The organism is Acinetobacter sp. YQ_14 (assembly GCF_043102985.1).
GTDB classification, from domain to species: domain Bacteria; phylum Pseudomonadota; class Gammaproteobacteria; order Pseudomonadales; family Moraxellaceae; genus Acinetobacter; species Acinetobacter venetianus.
Genome location: NZ_JBICJJ010000024.1, coordinates 201,735 through 223,067 on the forward strand (window position 1 = coordinate 201,735; position 21,333 = coordinate 223,067).

Annotated in this window: 20 protein-coding genes; 9 read left to right on the forward strand and 11 right to left on the reverse strand. The window is 37.6% G+C overall.

All coding sequences use genetic code 11. From position 1 onward, the window contains the following. The first annotated feature begins 60 nt into the window (after positions 1-60). The 5 genes from ACF8D3_RS14200 (at position 61) to ACF8D3_RS14220 (ending at position 3,523) form a co-directional block, all read left to right on the forward strand. Positions 61-1,032: a class 1 fructose-bisphosphatase gene (locus ACF8D3_RS14200; RefSeq protein ID WP_061393402.1), complete on the forward strand. Its 972-nt coding sequence runs from the start codon at positions 61-63 to the stop codon at positions 1,030-1,032. A 252-nt stretch (positions 1,033-1,284) separates the two neighbouring features. Next, positions 1,285-2,061, forward strand: a complete 777-nt coding sequence (locus tag ACF8D3_RS14205) for a TrmH family RNA methyltransferase (RefSeq protein ID WP_392472012.1) — start codon at positions 1,285-1,287, stop codon at positions 2,059-2,061. Positions 2,062-2,219: 158 nt separating this feature from the next. Then, complete coding sequence (locus tag ACF8D3_RS14210) at positions 2,220-2,828, forward strand: RNA polymerase sigma factor (protein ID WP_004878475.1); 609 nt, start codon at positions 2,220-2,222, stop codon at positions 2,826-2,828. Beyond that, the gene (locus ACF8D3_RS14215; RefSeq protein ID WP_004878474.1) at positions 2,821-3,144 is read left to right on the forward strand and encodes a hypothetical protein; all 324 of its coding nucleotides are present in this window, start codon (positions 2,821-2,823) and stop codon (positions 3,142-3,144) included. Before ACF8D3_RS14210 ends, ACF8D3_RS14215 begins: the two co-directional genes overlap by 8 nt. Next, on the forward strand, positions 3,134-3,523 hold the full coding sequence (locus tag ACF8D3_RS14220) for a DUF3106 domain-containing protein (RefSeq protein WP_004878473.1): 390 nt from the start codon (positions 3,134-3,136) through the stop codon (positions 3,521-3,523). The genes ACF8D3_RS14215 and ACF8D3_RS14220 overlap by 11 nt, the downstream gene beginning before the upstream one ends. A 63-nt stretch (positions 3,524-3,586) precedes the next feature. Here ACF8D3_RS14220 and ACF8D3_RS14225 read toward each other — a convergent pair whose 3' ends face one another. The 4 genes from ACF8D3_RS14225 to cxpE all read right to left on the reverse strand — a co-directional run bounded on the left by ACF8D3_RS14225 (position 3,587) and on the right by cxpE (position 9,953). Further along, positions 3,587-6,025, reverse strand: a complete 2,439-nt coding sequence (locus ACF8D3_RS14225) for a CSLREA domain-containing protein (RefSeq protein WP_392472013.1) — start codon at positions 6,023-6,025, stop codon at positions 3,587-3,589. Positions 6,026-6,043: 18 nt separating this feature from the next. Further along, positions 6,044-7,927, reverse strand: a complete 1,884-nt coding sequence (gene rbtA, locus ACF8D3_RS14230; protein ID WP_392472016.1) for a rhombotarget A — start codon at positions 7,925-7,927, stop codon at positions 6,044-6,046. Between the two features lie 113 nt (positions 7,928-8,040). Next, on the reverse strand, positions 8,041-8,739 hold the full coding sequence (gene hda / locus ACF8D3_RS14235) for a DnaA regulatory inactivator Hda (RefSeq protein ID WP_007481527.1): 699 nt from the start codon (positions 8,737-8,739) through the stop codon (positions 8,041-8,043). Positions 8,740-8,759: 20 nt separating this feature from the next. After that, positions 8,760-9,953, reverse strand: coding sequence for a chloramphenicol efflux transporter CxpE (gene cxpE / locus ACF8D3_RS14240; RefSeq protein WP_004878469.1), 1,194 nt, complete (start codon positions 9,951-9,953; stop codon positions 8,760-8,762). Positions 9,954-10,087: 134 nt separating this feature from the next. On the opposite strand from cxpE, the gene purM reads away from it, so the two are divergent. Beyond that, positions 10,088-11,158 carry a phosphoribosylformylglycinamidine cyclo-ligase gene (gene purM / locus ACF8D3_RS14245; protein WP_004878468.1) on the forward strand — a complete coding sequence of 357 codons (1,071 nt, stop codon included), beginning with the start codon at positions 10,088-10,090 and terminating at the stop codon, positions 11,156-11,158. Then, positions 11,155-11,796: a phosphoribosylglycinamide formyltransferase gene (gene purN, locus ACF8D3_RS14250; protein WP_392472225.1), complete on the forward strand. Its 642-nt coding sequence runs from the start codon at positions 11,155-11,157 to the stop codon at positions 11,794-11,796. Before purM ends, purN begins: the two co-directional genes overlap by 4 nt. Positions 11,797-11,841: 45 nt before the next feature. On the opposite strand, the gene ACF8D3_RS14255 is transcribed toward purN, so the two are convergent. Together ACF8D3_RS14255 and sppA are read right to left on the reverse strand one after the other, a co-directional pair. Continuing rightward, positions 11,842-12,639 (reverse strand): alpha/beta hydrolase, encoded by a 798-nt coding sequence (locus ACF8D3_RS14255; RefSeq protein ID WP_392472020.1) that lies wholly within the window; start codon positions 12,637-12,639, stop codon positions 11,842-11,844. Between the two features lie 168 nt (positions 12,640-12,807). Beyond that, positions 12,808-13,830 carry a signal peptide peptidase SppA gene (sppA, locus tag ACF8D3_RS14260; protein ID WP_061517166.1) on the reverse strand — a complete coding sequence of 341 codons (1,023 nt, stop codon included), beginning with the start codon at positions 13,828-13,830 and terminating at the stop codon, positions 12,808-12,810. 137 nt (positions 13,831-13,967) lie between these two features. On the opposite strand from sppA, the gene ACF8D3_RS14265 reads away from it, so the two are divergent. Then, positions 13,968-14,915: a lysophospholipid acyltransferase family protein gene (locus tag ACF8D3_RS14265; protein ID WP_392472022.1), complete on the forward strand. Its 948-nt coding sequence runs from the start codon at positions 13,968-13,970 to the stop codon at positions 14,913-14,915. A gap of 10 nt (positions 14,916-14,925) precedes the next feature. Here the strand turns inward: ACF8D3_RS14265 and ACF8D3_RS14270 are convergent, their stop codons facing one another. From ACF8D3_RS14270 to ACF8D3_RS14280, 3 genes are all read right to left on the reverse strand, one after another. Beyond that, the gene (locus tag ACF8D3_RS14270) at positions 14,926-17,355 is read right to left on the reverse strand and encodes a DNA internalization-related competence protein ComEC/Rec2 (protein WP_392472024.1); all 2,430 of its coding nucleotides are present in this window, start codon (positions 17,353-17,355) and stop codon (positions 14,926-14,928) included. Positions 17,356-17,441: 86 nt separating this feature from the next. Next, entirely contained in the window at positions 17,442-18,128 is a 687-nt protein-coding gene (lolD, locus tag ACF8D3_RS14275; RefSeq protein WP_004878462.1) for a lipoprotein-releasing ABC transporter ATP-binding protein LolD, read from the reverse strand. After that, entirely contained in the window at positions 18,121-19,356 is a 1,236-nt protein-coding gene (locus ACF8D3_RS14280; RefSeq protein WP_004878461.1) for a lipoprotein-releasing ABC transporter permease subunit, read from the reverse strand. The genes lolD and ACF8D3_RS14280 overlap by 8 nt, the downstream gene beginning before the upstream one ends. A 25-nt stretch (positions 19,357-19,381) precedes the next feature. Here ACF8D3_RS14280 and ACF8D3_RS14285 point away from each other — a divergent pair, with 25 nt between their 5' ends. After that, complete coding sequence (locus ACF8D3_RS14285) at positions 19,382-19,960, forward strand: PilZ domain-containing protein (RefSeq protein WP_007481538.1); 579 nt, start codon at positions 19,382-19,384, stop codon at positions 19,958-19,960. Here ACF8D3_RS14285 and ACF8D3_RS14290 read toward each other — a convergent pair. Together ACF8D3_RS14290 and ACF8D3_RS14295 are read right to left on the reverse strand one after the other, a co-directional pair. Then, a complete protein-coding gene (locus tag ACF8D3_RS14290) occupies positions 19,957-20,850 on the reverse strand; it encodes a DMT family transporter (protein WP_392472026.1) in 894 nt (297 codons plus the stop codon). The genes ACF8D3_RS14285 and ACF8D3_RS14290 overlap by 4 nt on opposite strands. A 7-nt stretch (positions 20,851-20,857) precedes the next feature. Then, positions 20,858-21,328 (reverse strand): YaiI/YqxD family protein, encoded by a 471-nt coding sequence (locus ACF8D3_RS14295; protein WP_061396499.1) that lies wholly within the window; start codon positions 21,326-21,328, stop codon positions 20,858-20,860. Positions 21,329-21,333 lie beyond the last annotated feature (5 nt).

Here is a 21,333-nt window from a genome sequence, read left to right on the forward strand (position 1 = left end):
CTAAAATAGCCGCATTCTTTTATCAATTTTTTGACGCGGCTAAATCGGAGCTATTCAATTATGTCAAACCTTACCTTGTCCCAATATCTAGAACAACAAAATGGGAATTTGACACCAGAGTTGGCACAAGTCATCGAAACAATTGCAGACACTTGTAAGACAATTGATCAGGCATTACAGAAAGGTGCTTTGGCAGGTATTTTAGGCAGTGCTGGTAATGAAAATGTTCAAGGCGAAACTCAAAAGAAATTAGATGTTATTTCTAATGATTATTTAATTGATGCTTTAAAGGTACATCCTCAAGTTGGCGGTTTAGCGTCTGAAGAATTAGATGATTTCACACCTGCACAAGAAAATGGTAAATACCTCGTGTTATTTGATCCATTAGATGGTTCAAGCAACATCGACATTAATATGTGTGTAGGCACAATCTTCTCAATCTTGCCAGCAAAAAATGCCGTAACTCAATCTACCGACTTCATGCAAGCAGGTACAGAACAAGTTGCTGCAGGTTACGTATTATACGGCCCATCAACAATGTTGGCACTTACTGTTGGTGCTGGTGTAGTGTTCTTTACATTAGATCCAGTAACACAAACCTATCTACTAACCACCGAACAAGTTCAGGTGTCAGCTGATACACAAGAATTTGCGATTAATGCATCGAATCAACGCCATTGGGAAAACCCTGTAAAACGTTATATTGATGAACTTTTAGCAGGTAAAACTTCAGTTCGTGAAAAAGACTTTAATATGCGTTGGGTTGCATGTATGGTTGGCGACATTCACCGTATTTTGTGCCGTGGTGGTGTCTTCCTCTACCCTTACGATTTAAAAGACCCTAAAAAAGCAGGTCGTTTACGTTTAATGTATGAAGCAAACCCAATGAGTATGTTAATCGAACAAGCTGGTGGTGCTTCAACAACAGGTCGTGTTCGTATTATGGAAATCCAACCGACAGAATTACACCAACGCGTTCCTGTCATTATTGGTTCTAAAAATGAAGTTGAACGTGTGACAAGCTATCACTAATCCAATCAAAATTTGATACTCGGAAACATCATCTACAACCTACGATGTATCAAAAATTTAAATATTTCATAGACATGATGAGATATTTTAATGAATAAAATCGATAGGTTTTGTGGATGACTATGGTTTACCTACTTTTCTCTCAAGAAAAGTAGGTTTAACCGAAGGCTAACCCTTAAATAAGATGAGAACTTAGCCTAATATTGCTAAACCATCCTATTCATTGAGCCTAAATTTATTAGACAAACTCTTATGGCCATTATTTTCCTAGAATCAAAAGACAATGCAAAAATCAAACATTTGCGTGGGCTGATCGAGCTGAATAGTGCCCGAAAGAAACATCAGCAAACCGTTCTAGAGGGTACTCACCTATGCCTAGCGTGGTTACAACAACAAAAGAAAATCTTTTCACTATTTACCACTGAACAAGCATTAGAAAATTCCGAGTTACAACAAGTCTTTGGGCTTCATCAAGGGCATATTTTCGTTATCAGTGAGGTTTTATATAAAGATTTAAGTACACTCGGTACAACATTACCTTGTTTGGCAATCATTGATTTACCACAGAATCCTGCACAAATTGATTTTACTCAAGACACTTTAATTCTTGAAAATGTCCAAGATCCAGGCAACGTAGGTACGCTTTTACGCTCAGCCGCAGCAGCAAATATCAAACAAGTTATTTGCACACAAAGATCTGCATCACTTTGGTCACCGCGTGTATTGCGCGCAGGAATGGGCGCACACTTTAGCTTAGTCTGCTTTGAAAATATTCAACTTGAAGACATTCTTCCACAATTTAAAATTCCAGTTTTTGTTACGAGTTCCCATCGTTCAACAAGCTTATATAGCAAAGACTTAACACAAGCTTGCGTATGGATTTTAGGAAATGAAGGCCAAGGTGCAAGTAATTATGCCCTCGAACATGCCGAGGCTGTTGCAATTCCACAACCAGGCGGACAAGAATCTCTAAATGTTGCAATTGCTGGATCAATTTGCTTTTTTGAAATGGTTCGCCAACGTCAGTAAAACGTTAATTTATTTTAAATACGATTTTTTTACTGAGAAAATCAATTACACTACTAAAAATAATTGCTTAAGTTGTCAACGAATCCACCATTTTCAACGTTATATGGTCAATGAATTGGAAATAATGGTGGGTATCCATGACAGGATTTTCCATCTCTATGGATTTAGCACCGAAACAGGCTCGAACAGATAGCAGTACTGATCACAGTACTGTTGAACAACGTCTGCGTTTTTTTATGCAAGACGTCACTGGTCGTGCCCTAGTGATGATGGAAAGTGCAACGCAAGGACAACAAGGTATTGCAATGGATTTAGTCCAAGAAGCCTTTATTTCCTTACACAAATCATATTCTGATAAAAGTACAGAAGAATGGTATCCCCTTTTCTATACCATCCTTAATAACAAATTACAGGATTGGCGACGTAAAGAAGCGCGTCGAGCAAGCCCATTTTCTCTATTCAAAAAAGTGAGTCTAGATGACGACAATGAAATTATTGATGTCGTCGATGAATCTACTCCAAATCCATTTGAATTTCTCAATCAAGAAGTAACAATGGAAGAAATTCAGGTAGCGATTAACCAGCTACCAGTAAGACAACAGCAAGCTTTTATGTTGAGAGCTTGGGAAGGTTTTGATACATCTACCACAGCTCAAATAATGGATTGTAGTGAGGGCAGTGTAAAAACACACTATCATCGTGCAATTCAAGGACTCAGAATCGCTTTAGAGCATTTAAATCCACATGGAGGATCATCAGATGAATAAAGATGAGTTCACAAAAAAAGTGACTTCCAAGCTCGATCAACTTGAGAAAGAGCAATATCACAACAAAATGTTAGTGATGAATCATGTTCTTGATACTGTTCAAAAGAAACCAACGTCTTACTACAGTATTTGGAAAATGACGGGCTTTGCTTTTGCAGCAGCACTTATGGGTATTGTTGTATTACCTAGTTCATTGCAACTTGCAGACAAACAGCAAAATCAAGTGATCGTAAATCCAAAACTGTCACCGCAAATGGTTGAAGATATGGAAATGTTAATGGCCTTTGGTGAAGATAGAGTTCCTCATGGCAGCTAAAAGAATTGCTCTTGTTGTATGTACACTCAGCCTGCTACAAACCAGTTTTGCTAGTTCAGAGCGTTTTTGGGTTTTTTCTAAACCTAACAAACCAACAACTGAAGAAGCTTGGGATGATCTCTCGCCTGAAGAACAACGTGTATTGATTCAACGCTATCAAACACTAAAAGAAATTCCGACAAATCAAAGCACTCAACTCCAGCAAAGAATGGAGTGGTTTACTCAACTGCCAGAAAATGAAAAACAAAAAATGCGTGACGTTTGGCAAAAAATGAGCACCCAAGAACGTAATACATTGCGCAAAAGAATGCAGAATGCCAGTGTTGAAGAAAGATTAAACATCCGAGAAGAATACTTAAGTAAATACTCTGAACATTAATTTCAGAAATTAAACTATGCATAAAAATAGCGCCTAAAGGCGCTATTTTTATTGAATCAAATTTTATTTCTTCATTCGGCGATAGCCCAGCAATCCAAATAGTCCAAGTAAAGAAAGCCATCCAATACTCCCCCCTCCACCATTACTTGCACTACGAGTATCATCTGTTGTTGTTGCTGTACTAATTACACTAACAGTGGCTGTGTTTGATGCTATACCATCTGCATCATAAACTTGATAGTTGAATGAGTAATTAAATGGGTTGAATGCATTTGCCTCTTGAATATAAATATTACCACCGTAACAAGTTTGACTATCATCGGGCTTAGGACATTTACCTTCTCGATCTGCTGTTACAAGAATATTTTTACTCGGTACATTAGATAAACGAATTGGTAACTCTATACCATCTTCATTTTTCCAAAAAGCAGGCTTATTTGGTTCATCATCAGGACCTTTACCACCTTCTCCTGTATCCCCATTATCATTAGAGAATTTTAACAAATCTAAAGCTACTTTTTCCTTTTGCTGATATTTTAAAGTAACAGAAGTATCTTTTGCTTCAGGTGCTATATTATTAAAGGCAGCTTTGATTAACCCTGTAGATTTAACATTAGAATTATCATTAGACTCAATCGTATATTGACAAAACTCTTTATCTCCAGCTTGAGTAATTGTATCATCTTTTCGATACATAATTATTTGGGCTAAATCATTGTTCCATTCGCAGATTAAATTTTCATCCTCTTGAACAGTATATTCAGAATCATTAATCTGACCAACACCTAAAGCCTTAGTCGTTACTTTATACAAACTCTTATCAAAAAATTGAAGCTTGTGCGTACCATCAGACAGTTCTATTTCTTCGGGCAGAGGTAGTTGATAATTTTTCAAATCAATATAAATAGCACGATAATGTAAATTATCTTTCGTTTTTTCTAAGAGATTTTTATAAATTTCAAGATTTTCTTTATCATAAGTTTCATATTTCGGATCATCAGGATTTTCTACCAAATACTCATAGTTATCAACTTGCTGTTTATATCCTGCCACTAAGGTAGAAATAGATGTATTTGATAAATCCTCTAAATCACCAGCTGTAAATTTCATCAGCTCCACAGACCCTACATCACAACTGTTACGCTCTTCAGGATTGAAATAGAGTGTACCATCCGCAATACGAGCAATACCTCTCTGATCGCTTTCACTACATCCATCAGCCCCTGCTTTACTTACGTCAATTAAAACAGAATCTTTTTTTGGATAATACATTGGCAAAAAGGCTGTATATTCGGTCTGTTTCGATAGATCACTTAATATAGATCTAACATCACTTATCCCACTAACATCGATGTTTTTATCTTCAGTCGGAAAGGCTTCTTTTGGTAAATCACATTTTTTTGAACCAGCTCGCTCTATCGCATTGTAGTTCGCAGACATTTTCATACTTTCTAGTTCCGCCGCATCACCTAACAGATATCTACAAGCAGATGTATTATTATTATGAGAAAGTATATTAAAGCTTAATGACTTACTTCCTAATTTATCATATAAAAAAATCGTATTAGCTGTATTTTCAACAATTGTATTACTTAGTAAATTCAAACTACTTGCATTACTTAAAATACTAGAACCATTATTACTATCACTACCAGCCTTAGTGTCACCACTAAACTTGATTAAACTACCATTAGAAGTATTTACTATATTTTTTGCAATAGTATTCGTGCTAAGAGTTGTAGCTGGTTGCCCACAAAACTCTAACATGCTGGATGAGGAGTTTGAACCATTATTAATTAAACTACTATTATTAATAGAAATAGTTCTCTTAGAATAAACATTATCATTAAAACAGCTCATCCCTACAACAGTAGATAAAGGGGCAGTATTATTACTAATTAAACTACTTGTAATCGTTAAAGAAGCTGAAGGTCCTGCTAAAAAGATTGCCCCACCAGCAATATTAGCTGAGGAATCTAGAATTTGACTATTTAATAGACTGACATCAGCACCGGCATAAATTGCCCCGCCTCGATCAGAAGTTTGACCATTCTTTAGTACAACACTATTTAAAGAGAGTGTCTTATTTGCAACAGTCGTATTAAAAATGCGGGAATTTTTCTGAGCATCAATTATTGATTCAAGCGCTTTTTGTGCTGGATACTGATTAGTAATGACATTCTTTTTTTCCCAATTTACTGGAGTAGCACCAATAATCAAAACATTGACCATTGGTACAAGCTCTTTTGTTAGGGTATAAGTTCCTGCCTCTAACTGAATCTGTTTAGTAGTCGTTGATAAAGTATCCGTTATACTACAACCACCATATGATTTACGTAACTCTGCAGTTTTTAAAGCTTCTCGTAATGAGCACGCATTAGTATTTTCACCATCCTCATCTACAAATGTAGTTACCTTAATTACATCGCTACTTGTTGCAGCAATCAATGGCATTGATGCAATAACCATTGTTGCTAATATCCCTTTTTTATAATTTTTCATCTTTAAAATCATCCTTGATTAAGCTCTATAACGACGCAAACCAATTAGTCCTAGCAACATAAAAATTGCAGAGATTCCAATACTACCACCACTAACATTTACAGTTTTACTTTCAAAATTATTTGGTGGATCCTGAACAATTGTGGTTGGTATAGTAATGTAATAATTTGACACATCATTGAATCGAGTGGTTGTAGTCATGATACGCATATTAAATTTATCTGCACCATGCCAATCTCCATTTGGCACATATACAACATTCCCATCTTGATCAAGAGTCAATTTACCTTTAGAAGGGGTTTGAGTTTGTACAATTTCCAAACACCCTGGCTGCCAAGGCTGCCCATTCTTATCAGTTTCTTGCTGAAGTACTACTTTACATGACTCAGGATCAAGTAATTCACCATCTAACAAACTATCTGCAATACTAAATTTAGCAATCTCGCCATACAGAATATCCTGTCCCGCAATTGGCACACTAGAGCGATCAACAATTAATTCGATAGCACCTAAATCACATAGCTCATCATACCCACTTCTATTTTTACCTCGCTGATCAACAGTTTCACAACTTGCTAACCCAACATTGCTACCATCACTATAAATTCGACCTTTGTTAACGATTAATGAATCTGTAAGTCTGTAATATGACATTAATAACCGTGGTTTAAAAAAACCTAACATTTGATCTTTTGGCGTATAATAGGGGCATAACAATCCATTTGCTGGAGGTGCACTACATATTCCCTCATCATCAACACCACCAATCAATGTATGCTGCGAATTATTTTTATCCCATATAAAATTTGGACGTTCAGCAGGTGCATTTAGATTACACTCTGTTTCAGTCAAGTTACTCTGAATAACGGTTTCATCACCTGATGCAATAACACAGTTTTTACCAGCGTTATCAACAATTATACTATTTGAGATATAAGCACTTGGGTATGTCTCAGTGCTTGTTGTACCACCATTTGTTGTTGTTAAGTTCCACTGAGGTGCTTGTAAATAAAAGCCGCCAGCATTTTTTATCATAGTAATATTATTTACAACCATACCCTGACGTATGTTTGCAATGTATCCACCTTTATTATTGAATATAGTAGAGTTTTTCAACCCACCTGTGTCTCTAACCAACACACTGCCAATGGTTTCATCCGTATAACCAGTCTGGACATAAAAAATAGAACCCTCAGGTGTAGCTTTCCCCTCATTATCACGGATAACAGATTGAGAAATCACATAACGAGGCATTTCACTATAAATCGCAGCACCCTGATCTGCACTATTATTTTGTATAATTGTATTATTTAAACTCACAAACCCAGCTGTTTTTTGTGTATTTGAATAAATACCAGCATTATAAATAGCTCCACCTCTATTTGCTTTACCATCATTTAGCCTTGAATAAGTAATGCTTAATGACTCACGATTATAAATTAATCCGCCATCATTTAATTTTGAAGTTGATCCTTTTAGATTCAACTCTGTGAAAAAAACATTGATTAACTCATTTTCTACACTTCCATCATCAATCAAAAATAAGCGCTCGTTGCCAGCCATTTTTATTGTAGGATTATTTAAACCCTTCTTACTATCATTAAAGTCCCCACTACTAGCCGCAATAATCGACATCGATGCTTTTATTTCAAGAGCTTTATTTAAAGTATATTCTTTATCACGCTGCAAAATAATTGTAGATGAAGCATCTTTATCTCCACAACCATGATATCCATTTTCGTATTCGGTCTGAGTTCTGTTATTTAAAAAGAATACGGCTTCACGTAATGAACAAGCTGTATCGTCTTTGTCTTCATCAACTAATGTTGTAACTTGAATATCTGCAGAATATACATGTCCAGTAATCGCAAATAAAGCACAGGCAAGCGTTCGCTTGAGCATACCGATCTCCTTCTATTTTTCATTTTTCTTCGTATCGCAAACTAATCATTTGCAACCACATTCCTTTGTGCGTACTTTGTCACAGCTCTCGAAATTACTCAAGAAATTTTGTGCTATTGGCGATATTCATCAATTAATGCATAAATTTGCTTAAGTGTTGTATTTGAAAGCTTTGTTTTTTCACCCTTCAACATTTTTTCGAGCTGCGCAAGAGTTTGTAATAAAATAGAGGCTTGGTGTGGGCCATTCAATAATAAATAATCAATGATTTGTTGATCAAAATGAATACCTCGACGGGTCATCACAGATTGAAGCAATGCTTGTCGATCAGTAAAAGAACTACCGTTGGGTACTTTAACACTCACAGCCTGCGTTAACCTTGACTGTAAATCTGGTAATTCTAGCTTTAACTCAATGGGAGCAACGCGAGAAGAAAAAACGAGTTGGCCTTCGTGATTATTCATTAAATGAAAAACAGCTTTTTGCCAATGTGGAACACCACTGATTGCATCAATATCATCTAAAGCAACTAAATCATAAAACTCTAATGAGGTAATCGCTTCAATAGGAGCATCTAATAATTCTAATAAAGATACCTTGATTGCTGGTCGCCCCAATTCAAGATAAGAGTCACAAATTGCTGATAATAAATGACTTTTCCCTGTTCCAGCACCACCATAAATATAAAAACGACTGACTAGGCCTGCATGTAACTGTCTAATTGCATCAACTACAGGCCCCCAACCTGGCCCCGAAAAATCACTGATTCGAGCATCCAGTTGGGGTTCAATATCCAGTTGGAGTTGACGCATATATGTCGTATTTTCCTCAATTACTTGGAAGTGTTTGTATCTGAAGTCTCTGTATCTTGAGAGTTTTTCACATCAATATCAATATCTATTTCATTCGTTTCAATACTAATGTGCTGAGTGCTGCCTTCTGCAACAATAATTTCGGTAGGTAATCCATAGAGACGACTTTTCTCATAGTTATTTCTTGCATGTTTAAGCAAAACAACGATGACCGCAGCGACAGGTAATGCTATCAACATTCCAAGAAAACCACCTAGTTGTGCACCTGCTAAAACAGCAAAAACAACAGCTACAGGAGATAAACCAATTTTATCACCTAACAGGAATGGTTGTAGAATATAACCTTCAACCATCTGACCAATCATGAATACAATACCAACTAACAATAATTGCATCCAATCAAGTCCGAATTGGAATAATGATGCAATTACAGCTGCAATAATACCAACGCCAAAACCTAAATAAGGAATAATACTCGCCAAGCCCGCAATCATTCCAATAATTAAGCCAACTTCTAAACCGATAAGTTGTAGACCTACCGCATAAACAATTCCAAGCAAAAGCATCACTAAGAACTGCCCTTTTACAAACGCACCTAATACACTGTGGCACTCACGAACGATTGTTAATGTCGATGCCTCATAAGGACGAGGAATTAAACGTCGAAGGCTTTGTAACATTCTTTCCCAATCAAGTAAGAAATAGAAAGAAATAATTGGAATAAGAATAACCACCCCACCAATTTGAATAAAATTCAAACCAGACTGAGCAAGTCTTAACGCCATCGTTTGAATACTATCCGCACTATAATTGGTTTGGATATAATCCATTACAGTCTTAGAAATTTGCTCAGTATCGATTTCCATTGGTACCACATTGAACGTATGAGAAACCCAAGGCAAGAACGTCGCGTTGATCCAGTGAATGCCCGCAGGAATACTGTCTCTAGCGTACATTAACTGCTTCCATACCAATGGTACAAGGAACCACAAAACAACTGTCAGACCTACGCCAATACCAACAAATACGATACTAATGGCTAACCAACGGGGTAATTTAATTTTTACAAGAACATCAACAAGTGGACTAAACAGGTAAGCAATAAAAAATGCACCTACAAATGGCAGTACAACAGGTTTCAATAAGTATAAGACCCAGAGAAGCAATGCGAGTCCAGCGATGATAAAGATACGGCGCAGTACCTGATCTTGCATAAAATCTAGCCTTTTTTCGTGTAATCGTTATAAATGGAAAAAAATTTTAAATAAAGATAGCATTTTCGAGCATAAATAACATAAGAGTTTCGTATATTCGGGTTATAATCTGCCGCCAATGCGGAGACTTCATTATGAGCAACTCAACTTCTACCCCAAACACTGGTTTAAGCTACAAAGATGCGGGGGTCGACATTGAAGCGGGCGACGCACTGGTCGATCGTATCAAATCTGTCGCTAAACGTACCACTCGTCCTGAAGTTATGGGCGGTCTAGGTGGCTTTGGTGCACTATGCAAAATTCCTAAAGGCTATGAAGAGCCTGTATTGGTTTCAGGAACTGACGGTGTAGGTACTAAGCTACGTTTAGCACTTAATCTGAACCGCCATGACACAATCGGTCAAGACCTTGTGGCAATGTGTGTAAATGACTTACTTGTATGTGGTGCTGAACCATTATTCTTCTTAGATTACTATGCAACAGGTCATTTGAATGTTGATGTTGCAGCGAATGTAGTCACTGGTATTGGTAAAGGTTGTGAGCTTGCAGGTTGTGCATTAGTCGGTGGTGAAACTGCTGAAATGCCTGGTATGTATGAAGGTGAAGATTACGATCTTGCTGGTTTTGCTGTCGGTGTTGTTGAGCAAAGCAAAATTATTGATGGCTCTAAAGTAAAAGCTGGTGATGTATTGATTGGTGTTGCCTCTAGCGGCGCGCATTCAAACGGCTATTCTTTACTACGTAAAATTTTAGATGTTAAAAATGTTGATTTAACTCAAATCGTTGATGGTCGTCCACTTGCAGATGTTGCAATGGAACCGACTCGCATTTATGTAAAACCTGTTTTAGAACTTTGCAAACAAGTTGATGTCCATGCAATGGCACATATCACTGGTGGTGGTTTGCCGGGTAACCTTCCGCGTGTTCTTCCAAATGGCGCTCAAGCCGTTATTGATGAATCAAGCTGGGAATGGTCTGAGTTATTCCAACTTTTACAGCGCGAAGGAAATGTAGAACGCTTTGAAATGTATCGTACATTCAACTGTGGTGTTGGTATGGTAATTGCCGTTGATCCAAGCGAAGCGGATAAAGCCGTTGAGGTATTGAACGCTCAAGGTGAAAAAGCTTGGAAAATTGGTCATATCCAAGAAAATGCTGAATCAGTTGAAGGCGCAGATGAAAAAATTCGTGTGATCTTTGCATAATGAAAATTGCTGTACTTGTCTCTGGCAATGGTAGCAACTTACAAGCCCTGATAGATGCCCAACAAGGCAAACAACTATCAGGGCAAATCATTGGTGTTCTTTCCAACAAAGCTGATGCTTATGCGTTACAACGTGCTGAGAACGCCAATATTGCAACTGCTGTCATTTCGCATAAAGACTTTCCAAATAGAGAAAGCTTCGATGAAGCAATGCATCAACAACTGCTGAATTGGCAGATTGATTTAGTCATTCTTGCAGGTTTTATGCGCATATTAACACCAAACTTTGTCAGTAAATGGCAAGGGAAAATGTTAAATATTCACCCTTCTCTCTTGCCTTTCTATAAAGGTGTTAATACGCATCAACGCGTATTAAATACAGGGGATCGCCTGCATGGTTGTACGGTTCATTTTGTAACAGCTGAACTTGATGCTGGTCAAAGTATTGCTCAGTCAGTTATTGAAGTTGGTTTGCATGATACCGCTGAAAGTTTAGCGCAGCGCATACATAAACTTGAGCATTTTATTTATCCTCAAGTTACACAATGGATATGTAATGGTCAGCTATCTTGGGAAAATGGCAAAGCCTATTTCAACCAAAAACCTTTAGAGCGTCCTATTCAATTTGCTCACTTGTAGTTAAAGAATCAGCAAATTTAGATTTGCTGATTTTCCTCATCTTTTTTATTTTGATTTAATCAAACTTCTAATCTTTTCTACTGTATCCAATGGATGTTCCAACGGGAACATATGCCCTCCATCAACAACTGAAAATGGAATATCCAATTTCTTTTGTGCTACTTGAGGCAGCTTCTGCTTCAAAAATACGCTGTCTTGACCTACAACCAAATCAACAGGAACTTTTGGCTTTGGCATCGGCAACCACCACATTGATGGTGTTGTTCTAAATATCTTAACTTCTGCGTGCTTAGGTATGGTTAACATGACGCCATTATTTTGCGGATCGTTTGTCAAGGCATGATCAATATAGGCTTGAAAACAATCTTCATCAAAAAATTGATAAAAACCTTTTGGTCTCAACAATTCTGCAGCCTGCTCTCGCGACTCCCAGCGATCTCTGCGTCGGGCAGATAAACCTGCTGGTGTAATCTGATCAACAAGTTTTGGCTTAAATAACTTTGCCAAATGAAAAGCGAAAGATGCTTTACCAATAATAAAAGGTGGATCAAGCATGATCACTTGAGAAAATAATTCAGGACGACGATATGCTGCCATTAAGGTCAAAACAGAACCCAAAGAATGACCTAATCCAATCACCTTACGTCCATGCGATTGCTGAACGATACTATCAATCACTTGGTCTACTAAAGATTTCCAACCGTGCGTAATTGGATAACGCTGATCAGAACCAATTTCTGATACATAAATGACATCATATTCATCTTTGAGTTGATCAAAAAGTTTTTGATAAACTTTTGAAGGGACACCGTTCGCATGTGCGAAATGGATTAAAGGTTTCATAAGTTTGTCTATAAATTTATTGATTGGTCAATTATCCCGCTATGTCACTTTAATGCAAATTAAAAGAAAGAACTAAGGAGTAATTTTTAGAGAGGGAAATTTGATGGATTAATTGATTTGCTTGGTTTCCCCTTACGAATAAGAGGAAACTAATTTTAAAAACTAAAATTATTGAATTTTTGCACTTTGCTGAGTTTCTAATTGAGCAGCTAATGAACTACTAATCCCTTCACCAATCTTTGCCCCCATACGTCCCAAAATTGACTCTAAAGGATTACGCTGTACTGTGTAATCAACTTTTTGCTCAACTTTCAGCTCACGCATTAGCGTTGTAAGACTACCACTACGGTCAGCAACACCCAAAGCAATCGCTTGTTCACCCGTCCAAAATAGACCTGAGAACACCGCAGGATCAGTTGATTTCAAACGCTTACCACGACCTTCTTTAACCGCATTGATAAAATGTGTGTGCACATTGTCTAAGACAGATTGTACATGCGCTTGTTGAGCAGGATTAATCGGTTTCGTCATACTCAAAATATCTTTGTTGTTACCCGATGTGAGTGTGCGATCTTCAATACCAAGCTTTTGTGCTAAGCCACTTAATCCATAATTTGGCATAATCACACCAATTGAACCCACCAAGCTTGAAGGATTCACGATAATTTCATCCGCTGCTGAAGCAATATAATAAGCACCTGATGCGCCCATATCACCAATTACAGCATAGACTTTTTTATCTGGATGTTGTTTTTTTAAATAACGAATTTCTTGCCAAATTTCATCTGATTGAACAGGAGAACCACCAGGTGAATTAATATTTAAAGCAATCGCTTTGCTACCGCTCGCTTCAAAAGCACGTTTTAATGCTTTATTGGTATCTTCACTATTGACAGTCGATTGACTGCTAGAAGAATCAATCGTACCAATAATATCCACCACTGCTAGGTGGTCGCTACTGATACTTGTTGTTGATTTTTCTGCTGATGTTGAACATCCTTTCGTCATCGCTATAAGTACAATCAGTAAATAAGCAAAACCTAAACATTTAAAGAAGATACTCCAACGACGGCTACGACGTTGTTCCTCTACGGAAGCTAAAACAGCCTTTTCTAAAATTTGCCATTCTTTGCCTGTGACATTATTACTATTTGTTGGTTCGTTTTGTGGTTTCGGTGGCCAATCGGACATAAGATTCCAATCCAATATATTGTAAAGTGGTTTTATTATATACGCGGATTTGCATAAAACTGTTTAAATAACTTGTCTTAACTTATAATTATTTTTTGCATTATACTTTCCTTTGTAATTCTCAATACCTTTGATAAATGACCCAACATACATCGACAAGTACTTCCTATCGTCTTATAAAATTGATTAGCCGCCAGCCGATTCAACTCGGGCGTTTCTTTGCGAAACTGCTGGCTGCACTATTTAATACATTTCAACTCTCTAAAATTTCTAAAATTATTGGTTTAAATCTCCGCATTGCTTTTCCACATTTATCTGAACAAGAATATCAACGACTCAAAAAACAAGCCATTCAAAATGAAATTACGTCCTATTTTGAGTTTTTGAGCATTTGGGGAACATCAAACAAAAAAAATATTCAACGTATTCATCATGTGAGTGGTGAACATTATTTCCATGAAGCTCTCGCCGCAAAAAAAGGGGTTGTCTTGATTCTTCCACACTTTGGCACCTGGGAAGTAATGAATGCATGGTTATCTCAACATACACAAATGACTATTTTGTATAAGCCCGTTAAAAACCCTGACGCTGATCGTTTTGTCCGTGATGCGAGAAGCCGAGAACAAGCAAACCTTGTTCCAACGGATGAAAGTGGCGTGCGTCAAATTTTTAAAGCTTTAAAACAAGGTGGAACCACAGCTATTTTGCCTGACCATACCCCTGATCATGGTGGTGAGATGGTCAATTATTTTGGTATTCCTCTAGCTTCAAGCAGCTTGAGTGCAAAACTGATTCAAAAAACTAAAGCTGCTGCATTATTGCTCTACACTAAACGTAATGATCAAGATGGATTTGATATGGTGATTGAACCTATTAATCCTCAAATCTATCAAGGAACTGCCGAGGATGGTACGCTGATCATTCATCAAAGCTTAGAACAACTGATTCGACGTTATCCTGAACATTATCATTGGAGTTATAAACGTTTTAGTGCCAATAAGGCATTGAAAAAAATTTATGACATTGATGAGAAAGAGGCATTAGAAAAAGTTGATGAAGTTCGGAAGCAAGCAACGCAGCAGTAAAATATTTAAGCTATTTCTGCTGCAACCATTTCACCTGTTGCCGTTGTTGCTTGAGCTGAACCTGTCCCTGATCAAAGATAAAGCTGATCGTTCCAGCATTTACAGTTGTCAATAATGGGATATTCAAAGTTTTCAATCGCTGTTGCAATTCTAAACTCGGATGACCATAACGATTGTCGAAACCTGCTGAGGCAATCGCTAGCTTTGGTCTTAATATTGCTAAAAAATCATAGGCAGAACTATGTTTGCTGCCATGATGACCAAGTACCAACACATCAACTTTTAAATCTGGATATTGCTGCAAAAGCTTATATTCAGTTTCCCACCCTGCATCGCCCATAATAAGAAAGTGCTGATAAGGCTGGGCATTGGAAAAAGTTAAATAAATGACACAGGATTGTTCATTTTGCTGATTATTCGCAAGTGCTAAGTCTTCAGTACGTGGTGATAGCACTTCAATTTTAAGATTAGTATAAGTCCACTGCTGTCCCTGCTGACACAATGAGAAATTATCTTTAAATTGCATAGTGCTACGATATTCATTTGACTGAACTTGCTCAATAGCGAAAGCATTTTGAATCTTAGGAAATGCGCCGCTGTGGTCTTGATCCAGATGCGATAGCATCACATGATCAAGTTCCCTTACACCCTGTTGACGTAAGAAGGGAATAATAACGCGCTCGCCTATACTAAATTTTGTTTCATCATAAGAACCACCTGTATCAATCATCAAAGTGTGCTCTGGGTGTTGCAGGAAAATCGCCTGCCCTTGTCCAACATCTAAAATATTTAAGACGGTTGGTTGTGCTTTGAGCCCCAACAGAATGGGCAAAAAACCAATCAATGACCAAGCTTTTGGAAGTGTTCCATGTGGCAAAAAAAGTATGATAAGTCCGACAATTAAACTCACCATCATAAGTGGAGTACAACTGACACCATATAACGCAGGTGAAGCTTGCTGTAAAAAGCTTAAAATCCACAACAAAACAGATAAACAGACATCATTTATATAAAATAAAAGCGTTCCTAATATTGGAATAATGGAACTTAGGCAAGCAGCAAGAATATCCAATGGTACGACAATCATACTTAAAAATGGTATGGCGATTAAATTAGTCAAAGGTGCAAATAAAGAAATTTGCTGAAAGAAAATGAGTACTAACGGCAGTAAAGCTACAAAAATTTTCCATTGTGATTCTACTAAGAGCTTAATCGCAAAATATCCCTTTTGCACATAAGTCATCGGTTGATCTTGTGGTAATTTCGCTATGGTTTGATAAATTCTCAATAGAATAAAACATGCGCCATAAGACAACCAAAATGCCGCTGATAAAATACTAAAAGGATCAAAAATCAGTAATAGACTTGCGCTATATACCAACAAAGCAAAAGGTCGAATCGACTGTCGAACAAGAAGAAAAAAGCCAACAATACAAACCGTGAGTAACGTTCTAAGTGCAGGGATTTCAAACCCGACAAATGCGACATAGAGTAATACGCAACCTATAAAAGGAAATAGCAGCACAATTTGTCGAGGCTGCCATAGATAAAGTTGTGGGCAATAACGTTGTATCACTTTCTGCAATAACCACGTCAGCATCAAAGCAAATATCAGTACATGAGGTCCTGAAATTGCCAATAAATGTGAGATGCCAAGCAATTGAAACTGTTGTTTGATTTCATCAGAAAGTAAACTTTCATCGCCAGTCAACAATGCTAACATCAGTCCTTTATTCTGATAATTTGAGGTCTGTAACTTTAATCGAAATGACAATCGCATCATTTCGACCTTCAAAAGAAATTTGGCAGTGATACTTTTTTGTTGTTTTAAATGTTGCTGATAACCAAGTTTATAAACCTCATCATCACTCAGAAGTTCTATATGCTTTACAGAAAATGCAGACATGACGTTTTGTTGCAGAAACCATTTTTCTTGATCAAATGCACCAGAAACAGCATAACTATGCGCTGGCTTGATCGTGCCATAAACTTTGTAATAGCTACCGAGTTTTAAGGAAGAAGATAAGTCAAACTGATCTTTATTTTTCTTTAAATACAGAAACCAATTTACAGGCTGATCATAGCGATTTAAAACTTCTGCAATTTGCTTGTGCCCATTGTCGCTAAGCTCATCTATTTTCTTGATATAAATAATGGCTTCAAATGGCTGCGTTTGAGTTTCTCTGAATTGTAGGCGTTGCTGCAATGCCTGATCAGCAAAATGATATCCAGCACAAAACAATGCCCAACTTGAACTTATTAAAATGAGAAAAATAGATAAAGGCTGACGAACGGCTGACTGTCGTTTTTTATAAAATCCTATAGCAAATATAAGGATTGCCAATACAAGCCATATCCACCATGTTGCATTGATAAAAGCAAGGTTGTGCCCCATCAAAGCAATACCCGCAATCCACCCTATAAGAATAAGTTTTAACATTTAATTTTTTAATTAAGTTTTTGATTTTTCTAAGGGCAAAATTAAAGCCCTTTTTCAGGGCTTTAACAAGAGTACAAACTAAAAAATTATGGCTGATCAATCCATAAACCATCTTGCATATGCAAAATTGAATCAGCAGATTGTGCCAATTGCTCGTCGTGTGTCACGATCAGCATCGCCATATTCAGCTCTTTTTTCAGATCAGTCAGCAGCTCAAAAATACTGAGTGCCGTTTTACGATCAAGGTTTCCTGTTGGTTCATCAGCAAGTACAACTGCAGGTTTCGTTACTAATGCACGCGCCAATGCAACACGCTGACGCTCACCACCAGACAGCTCACCAGGTTTATGCTCCATTCGATGCGATAAACCTACACGATCAAGTAAATATTCAGCTTGTCTTTTTACATCTTTAAAGTTGCTTTCACGACGCAACATCAAAGGCATTGCAACATTTTCAAGCGCTGAAAATTCAGGTAACAAATGATGGAACTGATAAACGAAACCTAGATGCTGGTTACGCTTATAACCACGTTCTGCTTCGCCTAAATTATCAAAACGTTGGCCATGTAAAAAAACCTGTCCTTGTGTTGGCTGCTCTAAACCACCCAACACATGCAATAAGGTACTTTTACCTGAACCACTTGAACCAACAATTGAAACAAATTCACCCGCATTAACTTGTAAAGATAGACCTTTAATCACTTCAACTTTAGTTTTACCATCATCAAAATGTTTAAAAATATCTTTGGCTTCTAATACAATTTTACTCATAACGTAATGCCTCAGCAGGTTGAACTTTGGCTGCACGCAATGCAGGATAAATTGTCGCTAAGAAACTCAGCAATAATGACACAATGACGATAATAACAACATCTTGCCATCTTAAATACGAAGGTAAGTAATGTACAAAATAGGCATCAAACAGATTCAAACCTAAGGCTGTATTAAACCAAGAAATAATATCACTGATGGTTAAAGCCAACGTTACCCCTAAAATCGTGCCCGCAATTGTACCGATTACCCCAATCACAGTTCCTTGCACCATGAAAATTTTAGTAATCATCGATGGTGAAGCACCTAAAGTACGTAAGATTGCAATATCTGACTTTTTATCTGTTACGACCATCACCAGTGATGAAACGATGTTAAACGCGGCAACTACGATGATGAGGAATAATAATAATCCAACAAGTGTTTTTTCCATTTGAATCGCATTGAACAAATTACCGTGGGTATACGTCCAGTTCGATGCGTAGAAATTACTTGGTAATTGACTCACGATTTCATCAGCGACTTTAGGCGCTGCGAAAATATTATCAAGTTTTAAACGTACACCTTGAGCCCCATCAGGTAGACGTAATAATGTCGATGCATCATTCAAGGCAATATAACCCACCATCGAATCGACTTCAGCGCCTACACTAAAAATACCCACGATTTTAAATCTTTTAAAACGAGGTACTACACCAGCTGGTGACGGCGTTGCTTCTGGTAAAACCAAAGTGACATTATCATTAAGCCCCAAGCCTAATGCATCTGTCATATCCTTACCAAGCACGATCCCAAACTCACCTTTTTTAAGTGAATTTAAATCACCTGCCACCATATGGTTCTGGATAATAGATACTTTCTTTTCGTATTCAGGTTCAATCCCTGTCACCATGATGCCTGCGACCTGCCCTTGAGCGGTCAACATGCCTTGTAATTGAGTAAAAGGTGCAGCTCCCGTCACATGCGAATGTTGCTCAACCTTTTTTACAAGCTCAGGCCAATCTGTTAGAATTTGAGTAGAAGAAACAGTAGCTTGAGGAACCATTCCAAGGACACGGTTTTTAAGCTCACGATCAAAACCATTCATCACAGATAATACTGTAATGAGGACTGCAACGCCGAGAGTTAAACCAATCATGGAAACCAAGGCAATAAAAGAAATAAAATGATTACTCCGCCGAGCACGAGTGTATCTCAACCCTATATACAGCGAAATTGGCTTAAACATACCATCTAGTCCGAGGTGATTTATTATGGAAAGTTCACAACATCATCTTGTTGACGACAACACAGAACGTCGTGTGATGTCTCGTATTGATGCCGTGTTGAGAATCAACTATCAAGTCATTCCAGATGATGTTGCACTGAATGACCCATATGACTCTCATTTTGTATTGCCACGCTATTTTCTACTACTTGCAGAATTAGATCAATTTGATCATGCGTTTCGCTACGAATTAGAACAATTAAATGAAAAAGATCAACAAATTGCTCGCATCTTATCCCTATTTAATCAGAAGTTGAACCTTATCACAGGGTCTTTCTATGACAATATTGTGCAATCTTTATTGCCAGTGCCTGAGCAAGTTAACTTCTCTGAAAACGGCTTAAGTTTCTTCAGTACCCAAGATCTGAATGAAGGCACCTATATCCATATTACGTTAAGCCACCCTGAAAACTTCTTTCACATCGCTGCAACTGCGCAAGTGGCATATAGTACAGCCGAAGAGCACGGAAAATTTAGAATCGGGGCTTACTTCATTACGATTAACCCTCAAGATCGTGCAAAACTTGCTGACAGTATTCAGCTGAGTGACAACAATCAAGGTTAAATTTTTAAACGACGGTACATCTTTAAATCTTTATAGAAATAAAGCAGCAAGCCAAATAAGATGATGACAGCACCAACAAACACGCGGATTGATAGCTGTTCATTATTGAGATAAGCACCAACTAAAATTGCTAACATTGGGGTCATCACTGTGGTAAGTGAAAGTGTCGTTGCTTTTAAATTTTGCACCAATTTGAAATAGCAGAACATTGCAATCAATGAAGCCATAATCACAGTATAAGCCAATGCTAAAAGTGACTTAGCCGAAGGAATGTGTGTAGGTGCATATTGCCAAATCCAAGGCAAGATCATAACTGCAATGATCGTCGAAAAAAGGATTGATCCCGTTGCTTGTGCCATCGCCTGCACATCAGCATTAATCTTTTTAACCAAGAAAATAGATAGTGAGTATGAAAAAACACTGATCAACATTAAGACAATACCGATTGGCTGTACATGCTTTTGGCTTCCACTCAAGCAAATCATGGCCAATCCAATAATCGATGTTCCCATACCAAGCCATTGCAACCCTGCTAACTTTTGGTGAAAGCCAAATCGCCCTATCAAACCCGCCATAATTGGCGCAAGCCCAAACATCAGCGCAATCAAACCCGAACTTAGATAAGCTGTTGCTGCATAAGTAAAAATCTGTGATCCGATCAAACTAAATGAGCCTGCAACATAACTTAGCAAGGCAATTTTATGAACTGGAAACTTAATTTTTAAAAATAGTAAAACCGTAGTTGCCAACGGTAATGCAATAAAGAACCGAATAACCAATGCCCACATTGGATGTAAATCTGAAACACTCCAGACAATTGCTAAAGGCGTTGTCGCCCAAATAAATACAAGCAATCCATAAGTGAGCATTAAGTTAAGACGTGATGGCATAGCATGCTCAACAAGTAGTTTTACGTTTTTGTTTTAAAATCGTTTGATCTAATGAGCTAGAGAATTCACGTTTATCTCTCTCAGAAATCGGTGGTGGCCCACCTGTCTGTACACCAGCTCCACGCAATGTATCCATAAAATCACGCAAATGAAGTCGGGCTTTTACATTCGCTGTGGTATAGATTTCACCGCGAGGATGAATCGCAATTCCACCTTTTTCAATCACTTGAGCCGCTAAGGGAATATCTTGCGTAATGACAATGTCATTCTCTTGCATACGTTCCACAATTTCTTGATCGGCACGATCAGCACCACTCATCACCTGAATAGATTTAATTCTGATAGAGGGTGTAATCCCAACATTCTGATTGGCAACAAAAGTGACTTCGAGTTGATAGCGATCAGAAGCACGTAAAATCACTTCACGTAAAATCTTAGGTAAAGCATCAGCATCTACCCATAACTTAAATGGCAGCACGTTTG